We start from the raw sequence: 14,147 nt of genomic DNA on the forward strand, positions 1-14,147 counted from the left end.
AATCAGGGCAGCAAACGAAGCGAAGGAGTGACAGGCGTGGACGATAAGCAACGCATCATGCAGATCATCGAGGACAAGTCACAGGAGTTCATCGATGCTGCCGACCATATTTGGGGTACTCCCGAGACCAGATTTGCCGTGAAGGAATCGGTTCAGCAGCACTACAAGGTGCTGGAGCAGGAGGGCTTTGACGTCGAGAGGGGCGTAGGCCATATGGAGTATGCCTACGTGGCGACCTGGGGCTCGGGCCGTCCAGTGATCGGCATCACCGGCGAATACGACGCCCTGGGAGGCCTCAGCCAGGTGGCTGATCTGGGCGAGCACAAGCCATTGGTCGAAGGTGGCAATGGACAAGGCTGCGGTCACAACATTCTTGGCATGGCTGCCGTAGCGGCAGGCGTGGGCATTAAGACCTTCATGGAGGAAAAGGGCCTTAAGGGAACCATCAAGGTCTTCGGCTGCCCGGCTGAGGAGTCGGGTTATGGCAAGGCCTTCATGGCCAGGGACAGGGTCTTCGACGGGCTGGACCTGGCCCTGTCATGGCACCCCTCGGATGTGACCCAGGCCTGGGGCTCCTCCAGCCTGGCAGTTCTGCAGGCCTACTTCGACTTCACTGGCGTGCCGGCGCACGCGGCTGCGGCTCCTGAGCTGGGACGGAGCGCCCTGGATGCCGCGGAGTTGATGAACGTGGGTGTGCAGTTCCTGCGTGAACACATGATCGATGAGGCCCGCGTGCACTACGCCTTTATCGATGCAGGCGGCGAGTCGGCCAATGTGGTGCAGTCCCATGCCCGGCTCTACTACTTCGTGCGCGCTCCCAGGATGGATCAGGCTCAGGATCTGTTCAAGCGTGTGGAGAAGATCGCCCAGGGTGCGGCCCTGATGACCGAGACCCAGGTCAAGGAGGAGTTCGACGCAGCCTGCTACAATTTCATCCCCAACCATCCGCTGACCGAGGCCATAGACAGGAACCTGGACGTCGTCGGCCCTCTGCCACTGGACCAGCAGGAGCTGGACTACGAGCGCCGCTACACCGACACGGTCCCCGAGGCCGGCAAGCAGCGGGTGCTCAGTCGTGCCAGGGCCGCCTTCTCTGATCTTTCGGAGGAGGAAGTCAGGAAGATGGCCGAGTCCACCATGGCTCTGAAGAAGTATCCCCTGGTCTTCACCGATACGGCATCGGGGTCCACCGACGTCGGCGATGTCAGCTGGCAGACGCCCACCGCCCAGTTCAGCGGCGGCTTCGAGCCCCAGGGCACCTCACCACACTCCTGGCAGTGGGCGGCCAACGGCAAGTCCTCGGTGGCCCACAAGGGTCTGCTGGCTGCTGGCAAGACCCTGGCTCTGACCGTTTATGATGCGCTGACCGACCCGGACCTGGTCAAGGCCGCCAAGGAGGACTTTGACAAGACATTCGCCGGCCAGGAGTACAAGGTCGTCATTCCTGACGATGTGATGCCCCACTGACCTACTGTTCGGGTGCCGTCGGGCCCTGTGACCCTTTGGATCACTTCGCCTGGCGGCTGTCGGCTTCGACTGAAGGATGACAGACCAATGGCAATCAAGCAATCCTCAAAAACGGCAAGCGGAACGCTGATCTTCTCCCTGATGGCGGGTTACTCGATCGTGTACATGGACAAGAACATGATCTCGACCGCCATCATTCCCATTTCCGAGCAGTTCCATCTTGACTCGGGTCAGACAGGCATCATCATGTCGGCCTTCTTCCTGGGTTACTCGCTCATGCAGATACCCAGCGGATGGCTGGCCGACCGGCTTGGAGCCAAGCGGGTGCTGATGGCATCCATGATCATCATCGGCCTGTTCAGCTACCTGTTCGGCCTGGCTAATGGTCTGATCTTCTTCATCATCGTCCGGTTCTTCGCCGGCATGGGTCATGGCGGCTATCCTCCTTCCTGCTCCAAGTCGATTGCGGAGAACTTCCCCCAGGAACGGCGCACCTTCGTACAGTCTTTGATCCTGTCGACCTCGGGCATCGGCGGCATTCTAGCCTTCGTCCTGGGCGCCAACCTGGTTGCCATCAACTGGCACCTGGCTTACGGCGTGCTAGGCACCCTCTATCTGCTGGCTTTTGTCTGCATCCTGATCTTTGTGCCCTCCCAGCCTCGCCAGCCCGAGGTTGATCAGAAGCCCGGAGCCAAGGGTGCAGGGTTCCTCGAGGTCCTGAAGAATCGGAATGTGCTGGTTCTCTTCGTGGCCATGCTTCTGCTCAACATCCTCCTGTACGGCAATATTTCCTGGATGCCCACCTTTATAAAAAACACCTTCGATCTCACGATCGGCCAAGCTGGCATCCTGTTGGCGGTCAATGCGGTATTCACGACCGTTGCGACCATCTATGCCGGTCAGCTGCTCTCGAAGCTCTTCCTGGGCAGGGAAAAGGCGGCCATCCTGGGTGCCGGGCTGATCAGTGCCATCCTGGTCGTATGCTTTGTGTTCTCGCGCAACATCTGGCTTTCCCTCCTGCTGCTGATCCTGGTGTCCTGCGTCTCCGTGGTGGCCTTCACTGGCATCTTCACCTGGCCCCACAAGATCATGGATCCGCGCATCATCGGCTCCGCCATTGGCATCATCAATACTGGCGGCACCCTGGGCGGATTCCTGGCCCCTATGATCATCGGCTATCTGGTCAAGGCCGCCGGCGGATCCTTCGTTGGAGCCTTCCTCTTCATGGGTGCGGCGGCCATCGCTTCCGGACTGATGGCTCTGCTGGTCAAGGTAGGCAGGTAAAGCCGAAGCTGGATCGGCCTGATTCTGGTTCCGAGGATCAGGTGTCTGGGACCGAGTCATGACTGCCGATCTACGGCAAGGAGTCATTGATAAAGGACTGCTGCCTCTTCTAGGATTTCCGATTTTTGGTTCTGACCATGGATGCTCAAAGGCGAGGCTTGCAAGGCAAAAGGCCTGCCCCCTGAGCGATTTCAGGGAGGCAGGCCTTTTCTATGCCGACTAGGGGAGCAGGATTAGCGATCCGGCTGTTCCCAGATGGTGCCCAGCCGGGCGATAGAGAGGGAGTTTATCAGGGCCTTGCCCTCGCCGGATTCGGCAATCAGGCGGATGCCGCGCGGCCCTTCGGCAGGGAAGGAGTAGGAGGACATGATCTCCAGTCCGTCGTTGACGACGACCTCGATCGAGCCCCGGTCTACAATGATGCGCAGCTTGAGCTTGCCCGAGGACTTGTCGACGGGAGCTGTGCGATAGCCGCGGTCCCCATAGGTGTTGCAGTGGCGGTCCAGCACTACGCGGCCCAGTTGATCGTCGTAGCAAACCAGCGTGTGGTCGCCGGATTGTGTCTTGTGGATCTCCAGACCGATGCGTTCGGCCTGGGACCTGTTCAGATCGATCTCCAGATTGATGTCGGCGGTCTGGGCGTCGTCCATCAGATCCTGGCTGCCGTTCACATCCAACTCGATGGGGCCGAAGTTCTGCTGGTCCTGGTCCAGGTTGGAGAATTCGCGCACGGGCAGGCAGCGCAGATGGTCGCTGGCCAGGGTAACCTCGCGGGGCACCGTGAACTGGCCGCACCAACCATCCTCCTGCATGGGGATGGGCTCGGTGAAGGGGCTCATCCATCCGAAGACCAGTCGGCGGCCGTCAGAGGCCTGGAAAGTCTGCGGTGCATAGAAGTTATGGCCGTCGTCCCAGAGATGGAATTCAGTCTCCTGATGGAAGTCGCCGCCGGGCTGCCAGCTGCCGATCACATAGCCGGCGTTGTTGTGATTGCGGGCTTCGAATCCGTGGGGCTTCAGGCCCATGGCCGAGTAGCAGATCACCCACTTGTCCTCCAGGGGGAACATGTCGGGACACTCCAGCATGAAGACCTGTGGGTCGGGGTGCCGGTAGATCACCCGGTCGAAGGTCCAGTGCTCCATATCCTTAGAGGTATACATCCAGATCTCGCCCCGATGAGCGGGGGTGCTGACTCCGAAGACCATGTACCAGAGTCCGCTCATCTTCCACACCTTGGGATCGCGGAAGTGCAGTATCCTGTCGTCGGGACAGGGGACTACCACTCCCTTCTTCTCGAAGTGGATGCCGTCGGAGGAGACGGCCATGCACTGCTCCTGGAGGTTGCCGTCGTCTTCGTTGACCCCGTTGCGCCAGCGGTGACCGGTGTAGTAGATGGTCAGGCGGCCGTCATCACCAACCACGGCCGATCCGGAGAAGACCCCGTCCTTCTCGAATTCCAGCGTGGGTGCCATGGCCAGCGGCTCGCGCCGCCAGGTGACCAGGTCGGCGCTGGAGACGTGTCCCCAGTGCATGTTGCCCCATTCGCTCCCGTAGGGATTGAGCTGGAAGTAGGCGTGGTAGCGGCCCTTGAAATAGCTCAGACCGTTAGGGTCGTTGATCCACCCTGCCTTGGAAGCGATGTGACACAGTGGATACCAGCGGTCATTGCGGGTGGCGAAGAGCCGATCGATGCTCTTCTGGGCCTTGTCCAGCTGAGCGCTCATATCGGCGTTCTCCTTGTTTGTTGGCTGGTTCATCCTTGAATCCTTTCCGGTCCCCGCCGGACCTGGCTGGTCGGGCGGGATCCGCTGATGGTCGATGTGCATGAATGGATTTGCACGGGGTTCAGCCCTGAGTGACGGCAGTCTTCTGCGAATCCCTGATGAAGGGGTCGCCATCCACCTGCTGGTCGTCGCGCTTGAGCACGAAGATACCGTAGATCAGAGCGACCAGCACCACCAATGAGATGGTATAAAAGGTGACCTGGTCTCCGGCCCGGTCGTGGAGCATGCCCAGCGGTGTGGACAGGGCTACTTGGCCCACCTGGGAGGCGATCTGGAAGCCAACCATGTAGAGGGTGGCAGACAGCTTGGGGTTGAAGTGCAGTGTGAAGTAGCGGAAGGCCGGCAGGCTGAAGAGCGGGACTTCGATGGAGTGGAAGAGCTTGACGATGGAGACCATGACCGGGTCGTGGAAGAAACCGCACAGTCCGATTCTGGCGAACATGACCGTGGCCCCTAGCAAAAGGGAGTTGCGAACGCCGATCTTGCGCATGATGACGGGTACGACGCCCATCATGGCCGACTCCAGGAAGACCTGGAAGGAGTTGAGGACGCCATAAACCTGGTTGCCTAGCTGCGGAGTGGCGAAGAGGTTGGCATAGTAGGTGGGAAACATCTGCTGGTCAAAGACCGTGTAGAAGGTGTTGGTGAAGATCATGAAGACGATCAGCAGCCAGAGGGCTGGCATACCCAGCACGTGAAGCATATCGCCCAAGGAGGGCTGAGACCTCTCGCCCTCGGGGGTCGACTCGCGGCTGATCTCCTCGCGCTGTTCGTCGGGGATCCAGAAGGCGTAGACCAGCAGCATGCAAAGGCCGAAGGCGGAGCCCAGCCAGAAGTTGATCATGGGGTTGATGTTGAAGACGAAGCCGGCGATCAGAGCCACAATGGCGTAGCCGAAGGAGCCCCAGGCCCGGGACTGCCCATATTCGAAGCCAAACTTGCGAGAATAGCGCTCGGTGATGGCCTCGATCAGGGAGCAGCCTGACATGAAGCCGGCCGAGAGGACCACAGCGCCCAGCATGGCGCCAACTATCATGTTGGTACGCATGAGCGGCGCATAGATGAATTGAACGAAAGGTCCCACCAGAGCGGCGATGGCGGCGATGAAGATGGCCAGGCGACGCTTCACGCCAAGTTCGTCCTGGATGACCCCGTAGACAAACATGATGATCAGGGTTGCCACGGAGTTGATGGAGTAGATGTTGCCTACCTGCGTGTTGTTCATCCCCAGGCCCGTCACCAGCCACCGCTGGTAGAAGGACCACCAGATGCCCCATGCGCAGAAGAAGAAGAATATTCCGGTGGAGGATTCCAGATAGGATGGGTTCCTCCACGCCGATGATTTGGCGGCCATGCTGCCCCTCTCTCCTTAGTTGTGCACCGCTTCTCCGCAGTGCCTCCAGGTTCGCTGCACGTCCTATGTGCAGAGCGAATCCTGGTATGTATAGTAGGCTGTCAATCGATTTACGTCAAACGATTGACGAACGCTGTGCGTTCCTAAGAGCACGACTAGTAGCTAGCAAAGGATCCTGACCGATTGGCGATTGCCGCTAAGCCTGCCGGAATTCGATCCTGGCTTATCATCTTGCTAGGGCAGGGGGGGCGATCCTGGATTTAGTGGCTGGCTACGACTGGGTCCAAGGCGGCATCGAGTCGAGTGGAGCCCTTGCGGATCAGGGCGCAATGGATCCGCACCCCGTCAGTTTGATCAAGCGGTGGCAGGATGGCACGGGTTTTAGGCAGCGGCAGGGCAACGCGACGGGGGTTGATTTGCGCCAGCAGTCGCCGCACTGCCCAGAAGCCCATCTCGTAGTGGGGCAGTTCGACCGTGGCCAAGGGGGGTGCTGTGGTTTCGGCTACGACCTGGTGGTTGTCCACGCCTACCAAATTGAGGTCCACGGCGATAATCAGATGCCGGGCAGCGGCGGCCTGATACAGGTAGAAAGAGCGCGAATCATTGAAGCAGAAAACTCCATCGGGATGCTGACCGTCCACCAGATCATTCACCTGGTCCATGGCTTCCTGATTGAAGCCCACTAAGCGAATCAAGGCTTTACTCGCAGGTAACCCAGCCTCCTTGAGAGCGGCCTGGTATCCGCGCATTCTGTCTGCTTGTGCCGGCAAATCCTGTGTGGTGCCCAGGTAGGCCACTCGGCGGCAGCCTGATTCGATCAGGTGACGGGTGGCATCGTAGCCGATCAGAAATTCGTCAGGGGCGATGCTGGGGCAGCGGTTGTCCCGCTCTACCGCGTTGACCACCACGGTAGGGCAGGAGCGCAGAGCCTGGGGCAGGTCGACATTCTGGTCATACATTTTGGCGAAGAGGAAGCCGTCCACCCCATAGCGCTTCAAAGCCCGGATCTGCTCGGATTCCCGGACGCTTCCATCGGTGGAGACGGTGAGAAGCACATAGCCGCGCTCGGCCGCCGCATCCTGTGCTCCCTGAATGATGGCGCCTGCATATGGTGTGGTGGCCACATCTTCGCTGATGAAGCCCAGCATGCCGGTCTTGCTGGTACGCAACGACCTAGCCATGGGATTGGGCCGATAGCCCATAGTCTTGGCTGTACTGCGCACCTTTCGGGCGGTTTCCGACTTGACTCTGCCCTTGTCGTGGCCGTTAAGCACCAAGGAGACGGTGGAGACGGAGACGCCTATGCGTTCGGCGATCTGCTTCATCGTGATCATGGGCATACCTTAACTTGCTCAGGCGATTTCAGCGCGGCCGATTTTCGGTGACAAGGAGGCTTCAGCGATTTTTTCCTTCCAGGATCCGGTCGATCAGCTCCACCTTCTCATGGATCTGGTCCCGCTTGCCGGGGCGGATGTCCAGCCTGAGGCTGACGCCGGTCCGATATCCCTGCTCGGCCAGGACCCGCGTGGCCTCTTCCGTAACCTCCATGACCTTGTGCAGATCCCCTTCGATGACGGTGCTCATGGCGTTGGTCTGATTGGGCAGTCCCGAATCCCTGATGACCTTGATGACCTGGGCCACGTAAGTGGACATCTCCTCGCCCTGGCCAGAGGGTGCAATCGTGACCTCGGCTACGGTATTCAGATAGGATGGGTCATTCATATCGGGCATATCGGGAACCTTTCCACATCGATTGGTGTTCGTAGGCAGGATGCCCGGTGTCCCCAGCGGTCACCTGCGCGGCCTCCCGTTCCTCCTTCGATGGTAGGCCTCTACGCTGACAGCCGGTCATCCGCCGAAGGTATGCTGGAGGCCGGTCATCAGGTCGTATGTCCCCCGAGGAGGGGGTTTCCGAGCAGAAGGTGTGATCAGTGGCAGTATCGAAACTGGATGAGGTCATCTCCCTGGCCAAGCGTCGGGGATTCGTCTTCCCTGCAGGGGAGATATACGGCGGGACGCGCTCGGCCTGGGATTACGGCCCCCTGGGCGTAGCGCTCAAGGACAATATCAAGCGCGAATGGTGGAGGACTATGGTCGTTACCCGCGACGACGTGGTCGGCGTAGACACCTCGGTCATCCTGCCCACGGCGGTCTGGGAGGCCTCGGGCCATGTCTCCGTATTCAACGACCCGCTGATCGAGTGCCTGAACTGCCACAAGCGGCACCGGGCCGACACCTTGGAGGAGGCCTACGCTGAGAAGCACGGCCACGATCCGGAAAATGGCCTCAAGGACATTCCCTGCCCGGATTGCGGCACCAAGGGTCAGTGGACCGAGCCGCGGGACTTCAACATGATGCTGCAGACCCACCTGGGACCTGTCCAGGACGAGAAGAGCCTGCACTACCTGCGCCCCGAGACCGCTCAGGGCATTTTCGTGGACTTCAAGTCCGTCATGGCATCCTCCCGCTCCAAGCCTCCCTTCGGCATCGCCAACATGGGCAAGAGCTTCCGCAACGAGATAACTCCCGGCAATTTCATCTTCCGCACCAGAGAGTTCGAACAGATGGAGATGGAGTTCTTCGTCCATCCCGGTACCGACGAGCAGTGGCATCAGTACTGGATCGACGCCAGGACACGTTGGTACGTGGACCTGGGCGTCAAGCCCGAGAACCTGCGCCACTATGAGCATCCCAAGGAGAAGCTGGCCCACTACTCCAAGCGGACCGTGGACATCGAGTACCGGTTTGGCTTCCAAGGCTCAGAGTGGGGCGAGCTGGAGGGCGTGGCCAACCGCACCGACTACGATCTCAAAGCCCATGCCGAGCACTCGGGCGAGGATCTGAGCTACTTCGACCAGGCCAGCGGGGAACGCTACATCCCCTACGTGATCGAGCCCGCGGCCGGTCTGACGCGCTCGCTTATGGCATTCCTGGTGGATGCCTATGACGTGGATGAAGCCCCCAACACCAAGGGCGGAGTCGACCGGCGCACCGTACTGCGTCTGGATCCGAGGCTGGCCCCGATCAAAGCCGCTGTCCTGCCTCTATCCAAAAAGCCTGACCTGCAGCGGATCGCCCATGACCTGGCCGCCGACCTGCGCCAGAACGAGTGGATGGTGGACTACGACGAGTCCGGCGCTATCGGACGTCGCTACCGTCGTCAGGATGAGATCGGCACCCCCCTGTGCATCACCGTGGATTTTGACACTCTGGATGACAAGGCAGTCACCATTCGCAACCGCGACTCCATGCAGCAGGACCGGGTGGCCCTGGATCAGGTGGAGGACTATGTGCGCCGGGTCGTCGGCGAGCAGCGGGTGCGTTACCCTATGGGCCCGGCTGATCTGACCGGTGCACGTGCCGCTGACGGCTACACGGACCTGGCCGGCGAGCCGGGCACGGACGAGAGCGAACCGATCAAGGTGGCCGAGGCCGGTGGCCGGTACTGAGACTGATCGCGCCGCTTCCAAGGTCGCTCCGGTTCAGCTCGGCCCTATTACCGTGCCTGTGCCGGTCATGCTTTCACCTATGGCGGGTGTGACCAACTGGCCCTTCCGCCTGATCTGCCGCGAGTATGGACCTGATGGGCTGTATGTGGGGGAGATGGTCACGGCCAGGGCCTTGGTGGCGCGCAATCCCAAGGCCTTCCGGCTCTGCCGCTTCGCCTCGCAGGAGAGGGTGCGCTCCCTGCAGCTGTATGGTGTAGACCCTCAGATTATGGAGCAGGCCACGCGGATGGTGGTCGATGCTGGCTGGGCTGATCACATCGACATGAACTTCGGCTGCCCGGTTCCCAAGGTCACTAGGCATGGCGGCGGGTCCGCCCTGCCCTGGAAGACCGACCTCTTCTCCGAGCTGGTTCATCGCGTGGTAGCTGTTTGCTCTCCTGTCGGAATCCCTGTCACTGCAAAGATCCGGGTGGGCATCGACCACCAGCACGAGACCTTCCTGGAGGCTGCTCACATCGCCCAGGAGGAAGGGTGCGCCGCTGTGACCCTGCACGCCAGAACCACGGCTGAATACTATGGCGGTCATGCCGACTGGGATCGGATCGCTCAGCTGGTCCAGGCCGTCGACATCCCTGTCTTCGGTAACGGGGACATCTGGACCGCTGAAGATGCCTTGGATATGTTTGCACAGACCGGATGCGCAGGCGTGGCTATTGGCCGGGGCTGCCAGGGCCGCCCCTGGCTCTTTGCAGACATCGCGGCGGCCCTGGCAGGTTCTCCGGAACGGCAGGAGCCCACCCTGGGCCAGGTGGGGGCCATCATGGCTCGCCATGCCCGGCTCCTGGTCAAGTTCTACGACGGCGATGAGCGCATGGCCGTCCACGATATGCGCAAGCACGTGGCCTGGTATCTCAAGGGCTTCGCCGTAGGAGGACAGGTGCGCCGCGACTTCATGGCCTGCGAGAGCCTGGATGAGCTGGACCGCTGCATAGCTGATCTGGACCAGGACATGCCCTATCCGCGCGCTGTGGCCGGCAAGCCCCGGGGTCGGGTCCGCTATGCCAAAAAGGTCCGTCTGCCCTATGGTTGGCTGGATTCGCGGACCACCACCCATCAGGAGCGCGAGACGCTCTTCGGCAACGACCCTATGGATGCGTCCTACTGAAGATGGAAATATTCTCGTCGCCAACCATGCGCGCCCAGATCTAGAATCAGGGTTTAGAATACGGACAGAACGGCGTGGAGGTTCTCTTGAAAGCCGGGGTAGTCGGCTGCAGTATCCCGTGCCCAAGGCCCACGGCCGTAAGAGAGGGTCGGAACGCCTGTGGGCAAATGCGTGTTGGCGTATACGACCTGCGCTAGAGTTGAGCGTAACGTGAGTGACAGGAGCATACTGTGAGCGAGATTGCCCAGAATGACAATTTCAACGACAAGACCAACATCAAGGTCGTTGGTGTTGGTGGAGCCGGTGGCAATGCTGTCAATCGCATGATCGCCGAGGGCTTGCAGAATGTCGAATTCGTGGCCATTAACACCGATGCCAAGGATCTCCTGCGCTCCGATGCCGATGTGAAGATCTCCCTTTCGGATGCCAATAGCCGCGGCTTGGGGGCCGGAGCCGATCCGGAGAAGGGAGCTAAGGCTGCCCAGGACCATCAATCCGACATTGAAGAGGTCCTCAAGGGCGCCGACATGGTCTTCGTCACAGCTGGGGAGGGCGGCGGCACCGGCACCGGTGCCAGCCCGCTGGTTGCGCGCGCGGCCCGTCAGCAGGGCGCGCTCACTATTGCTGTGGTCACCCGGCCTTTCACCTTTGAGGGACCCAGGCGCTCCGCTTCCGCCGAATCGGGCATCGAGAACCTGCGCAAGGAGGTCGATGCCCTTATCGTTATTCCCAATGACCGGCTTCTGGATCTGTCCGATCGCACGGTATCGGTCATGGATGCTTTCAAGACTGCTGATACGGCCCTGCTGGCCGGCGTTCAGGGCATCACCGACCTGATCACCATGAACTCGTACATTCACGTGGACTTCTCTGACGTCACCGCGATCCTCAAGGATGCAGGCACCGCCCTCTTCGGCATCGGCGCGGCTAGGGGCGAGGATCGAGCCACCCAGGCGGCCGAGATTGCCATCTCCTCTCCGCTCCTGGAAGAGAGCATTGAGGGAGCACATGGAGCCCTGATCAACGTCGCTGGCCCCACTGACCTGAGCATGCAGGAGGCATCTGCCGCCGCCCAGCTGGTGCAGGATGCCATCCATCCCGAGGCTCAGATCATCTGGGGTCTGGCCTTGGATGACGCTTATGGGGACGAGGTGCGGGTCACGGTCATTGCTGCGGGATTCGATCCCACTCCCAAGAAGGAGGAGACCCCGGCTCCGACAGTGGATTCGACTGCAGCACCGGCAGTGGCCGCCCCGGTCCAGGAGCCTCAACAGCCGGTGACAGGCCCGTCCGTTCAAGCGGAGTCCGATGAGACCTCCGAACATGATGTGGTGCTCCCCGACTCCGGCGACGACGGCACTTCCGACCCGGGATATCTGGATATCCCCGATTTTCTGCGGTGATGAGGTGAAGGAGCAGATATGGCAGGATTGATGAAAAACGCGATGTCCTTTTTCGGAATGTCGGATGTCGTGGACGACGATGACGACGACCTGGCCGATGATGACGAGGCCTGTGAAGGCTTCGACACTGATCACTCCGTGACCCCCATGGCTGCACAATCCACGTCCAACGGCCAGGAGGCCGAGTCCACGCCCTTCCAGAGCCGGATCAACCGCATCACCACCATCCATCCCAAGTCCTATGAGGACGCCCAAATGGTCGGCAGGGCCCTGCGGGACGGGGTGCCGGTGGTCCTCAATCTGACTGGAGTGTCCGAGTCAGTAGCATACAGGATTGTCGATTTTTCAGCTGGTGTGGTCTTCGGAGTGCGTGGATCCATTGAGCGGGTCACTCCCAGAGTCTTCCTGCTCAGTCCCGCACAGGTCAACATCAAGGTGGAGGAGCCCAAGTCAGGCTCATCGGCCAGGGGGCTTTTCGACCAGTGACCGACGCCCCGAAAGCCTTGCCCGCAGGAGCTTAAAGACGCATGCTTGTTTCCTTTGTTCGATATCTGGTGGACATCCTCATCGAGACCTACCTGCTGATACTCTTCGTGCGGATGATCCTGGACTGGGTTCTGGTTCTGTCGCAGCGCTGGTATCCGCGTGGCTTCATGGCCTCGCTCATCCGTGTCATCTATGCCTTGACTGAACCGCCCCTGCGATGGTTGCGCCGCTACATTCCGCCCCTGCCTATGGGCAGAATCCAACTTGATGTTTCCTTCATGGTGCTCTATGCAGCACTGATCATCATCCAGGTGTTGTTGGGGTAGCGACAAGACCGCTGATACGACATATCCCGTGCTAGCATGCAGTTAGAGAACACGATCGGGCTAGTTGGCCTGAAGCGAGGTGGAGAAACATATGGCTCTATTGACGCCTACTGACATAAGTGAGCATACGTTCCAGACAGTGAGGTTCAAGGAAGGCTACGACGTCGACGAGGTTGACGACTTTCTGGATCAGGTCCAGCAGACGGTTGAAGCTCTGGGCAAGCAAGCCATGCAGAGCAACTCGGCTTCGACGCAGTCCTTGGGTACGGATGTCGCCTCGCTGAATTCCAAGATCTCCGATCTGACGGCTCAGGTGGAATCGCTGCAGGCGGAAAACCGGGATCTGAAGCAGGCCCAGAGCTATGCGGAACAACAACCGGCCACTGATGCCCAAGCCAAGAGGCTTTTGGCCGAGTCCCAGAACCAGGTCAAGACCCTGGTCTCCCAAAACGACCAGTTGAAGCGTCAGGTTGAACAGCTCAACACTCAGATTGATCAGCTGACAGCCCAGGCCGCTGCAGGCAACGACAGCCAGGCGCTGAACAACCAGCTGACAGCCATGCAGAAGGAGCGCGACCAGGCCCGCCAGCAGGTTCAGTCGCTGGACAACCAGCTGACAGCCATGCAGAAGGAGCGCGACCAGGCCCGCCAGCAGGTTCAGTCGCTGACCAACCAGCTCAATAGCTCTCAGCAGAGCATGGCCACCGTACGCCAGCAGATCGCCCAGGCTCAGAAGACATCTCAGGAACAGCAGCAGCGCACCGAGCAGTTGAACAAGCAGCTGGAGGAATCCCGTCAGCGTGAGGAGCAGCTGCGTCAGCAGGTTTCGAAGACCGAGCCTTCCACCGAAACAGGCAGTCTGCAACGGATAGCAGGTGCTGGTGCCGACGAGGACAGCATCGAAGCGAGATCCACCGCCATGCTCAAAATGGCCACGACGCTACATAACCAGTACGTGAATAAGGGCAAGGCCAAAGCCGCCGAGTTGGTGGGCGATGGTCAGGCTAAGTACGACGAAATCGTCAAGAAGGCTGAGGAATACTCCAAGCGAGTGCACTCCGAAACTGATGGCTACTCGCAGCGTATACGCTCGCAGGCCGATGAATACTCGACCAGGACCCGCTCTGACGCCGATGCTTATTCTAAGCGCCAGCACACCCAGGCCGACGAGTACGAGACCCAGGTGCAGACTCGGGCACAGGAGTACGACAAGAACACTCGCGACAGCGCCGACCGCTACGCCACCGATGTCAAGAGCAAGCTCATGGACCAGTCCAAGGTTCTGGAGGAGAATATCCAGGGGCTCAAGCAGTTCGAGGCTGGCTACCGCAGCAAACTGACCGAGTTCCTTAACCAGCTTGTCCACCAGCTTTCGGACACCAGCAATTACCAGTCCATGGAGAAGAAGTCCGAACAGGCACACTGAGCC

Annotated in this window: 12 protein-coding genes; 8 read left to right on the plus strand and 4 right to left on the minus strand. The window is 60.2% G+C overall.

Annotated elements, in window-relative coordinates; all coding sequences use genetic code 11:
- Positions 1 to 36 precede the first annotated feature (36 nt).
- Together DKK75_RS02205 and DKK75_RS02210 are read left to right on the plus strand one after the other, a co-directional pair.
- Complete coding sequence (locus tag DKK75_RS02205; RefSeq protein ID WP_110451845.1) at positions 37 to 1,467, plus strand: amidohydrolase; 1,431 nt, start codon at positions 37 to 39, stop codon at positions 1,465 to 1,467.
- Positions 1,468 to 1,554: 87 nt separating this feature from the next.
- Positions 1,555 to 2,751 carry an MFS transporter gene (locus tag DKK75_RS02210; RefSeq protein ID WP_110451846.1) on the plus strand — a complete coding sequence of 399 codons (1,197 nt, stop codon included), beginning with the start codon at positions 1,555 to 1,557 and terminating at the stop codon, positions 2,749 to 2,751.
- Positions 2,752 to 2,984: 233 nt separating this feature from the next.
- Here DKK75_RS02210 and DKK75_RS02215 read toward each other — a convergent pair whose 3' ends face one another.
- The 4 genes from DKK75_RS02215 to DKK75_RS02230 all read right to left on the minus strand — a co-directional run bounded on the left by DKK75_RS02215 (position 2,985) and on the right by DKK75_RS02230 (position 7,620).
- A complete protein-coding gene (locus tag DKK75_RS02215) occupies positions 2,985 to 4,508 on the minus strand; it encodes a glycoside hydrolase family 32 protein (RefSeq protein ID WP_110451847.1) in 1,524 nt (507 codons plus the stop codon).
- Between the two features lie 88 nt (positions 4,509 to 4,596).
- A complete protein-coding gene (locus DKK75_RS02220) occupies positions 4,597 to 5,889 on the minus strand; it encodes an MFS transporter (RefSeq protein WP_110451848.1) in 1,293 nt (430 codons plus the stop codon).
- Between the two features lie 260 nt (positions 5,890 to 6,149).
- Positions 6,150 to 7,223 carry a LacI family DNA-binding transcriptional regulator gene (locus DKK75_RS02225; RefSeq protein WP_110451849.1) on the minus strand — a complete coding sequence of 358 codons (1,074 nt, stop codon included), beginning with the start codon at positions 7,221 to 7,223 and terminating at the stop codon, positions 6,150 to 6,152.
- Positions 7,224 to 7,284: 61 nt separating this feature from the next.
- Positions 7,285 to 7,620, minus strand: a complete 336-nt coding sequence (locus DKK75_RS02230; protein WP_110451850.1) for an MTH1187 family thiamine-binding protein — start codon at positions 7,618 to 7,620, stop codon at positions 7,285 to 7,287.
- A gap of 200 nt (positions 7,621 to 7,820) precedes the next feature.
- On the opposite strand from DKK75_RS02230, the gene DKK75_RS02235 reads away from it, so the two are divergent.
- The 6 genes from DKK75_RS02235 to DKK75_RS02260 all read left to right on the plus strand — a co-directional run bounded on the left by DKK75_RS02235 (position 7,821) and on the right by DKK75_RS02260 (position 14,144).
- Positions 7,821 to 9,338: a glycine--tRNA ligase gene (locus DKK75_RS02235; protein ID WP_110451851.1), complete on the plus strand. Its 1,518-nt coding sequence runs from the start codon at positions 7,821 to 7,823 to the stop codon at positions 9,336 to 9,338.
- The gene (gene dusB / locus DKK75_RS02240) at positions 9,325 to 10,503 is read left to right on the plus strand and encodes a tRNA dihydrouridine synthase DusB (protein WP_110451852.1); all 1,179 of its coding nucleotides are present in this window, start codon (positions 9,325 to 9,327) and stop codon (positions 10,501 to 10,503) included. The genes DKK75_RS02235 and dusB overlap by 14 nt, the downstream gene beginning before the upstream one ends.
- Positions 10,504 to 10,733: 230 nt before the next feature.
- Complete coding sequence (ftsZ, locus tag DKK75_RS02245) at positions 10,734 to 11,906, plus strand: cell division protein FtsZ (protein WP_110451853.1); 1,173 nt, start codon at positions 10,734 to 10,736, stop codon at positions 11,904 to 11,906.
- 18 nt (positions 11,907 to 11,924) lie between these two features.
- Positions 11,925 to 12,392, plus strand: a complete 468-nt coding sequence (locus DKK75_RS02250) for a cell division protein SepF (protein WP_110451854.1) — start codon at positions 11,925 to 11,927, stop codon at positions 12,390 to 12,392.
- Positions 12,393 to 12,433: 41 nt separating this feature from the next.
- Entirely contained in the window at positions 12,434 to 12,718 is a 285-nt protein-coding gene (locus DKK75_RS02255) for a YggT family protein (protein WP_110451855.1), read from the plus strand.
- A gap of 91 nt (positions 12,719 to 12,809) precedes the next feature.
- On the plus strand, positions 12,810 to 14,144 hold the full coding sequence (locus DKK75_RS02260; RefSeq protein ID WP_110451856.1) for a DivIVA domain-containing protein: 1,335 nt from the start codon (positions 12,810 to 12,812) through the stop codon (positions 14,142 to 14,144).
- Positions 14,145 to 14,147: the final 3 nt, after the last annotated feature.

Source organism: Bifidobacterium asteroides (assembly GCF_003202695.1).
GTDB classification, from domain to species: Bacteria; Actinomycetota; Actinomycetes; order Actinomycetales; family Bifidobacteriaceae; genus Bombiscardovia; species Bombiscardovia asteroides_G.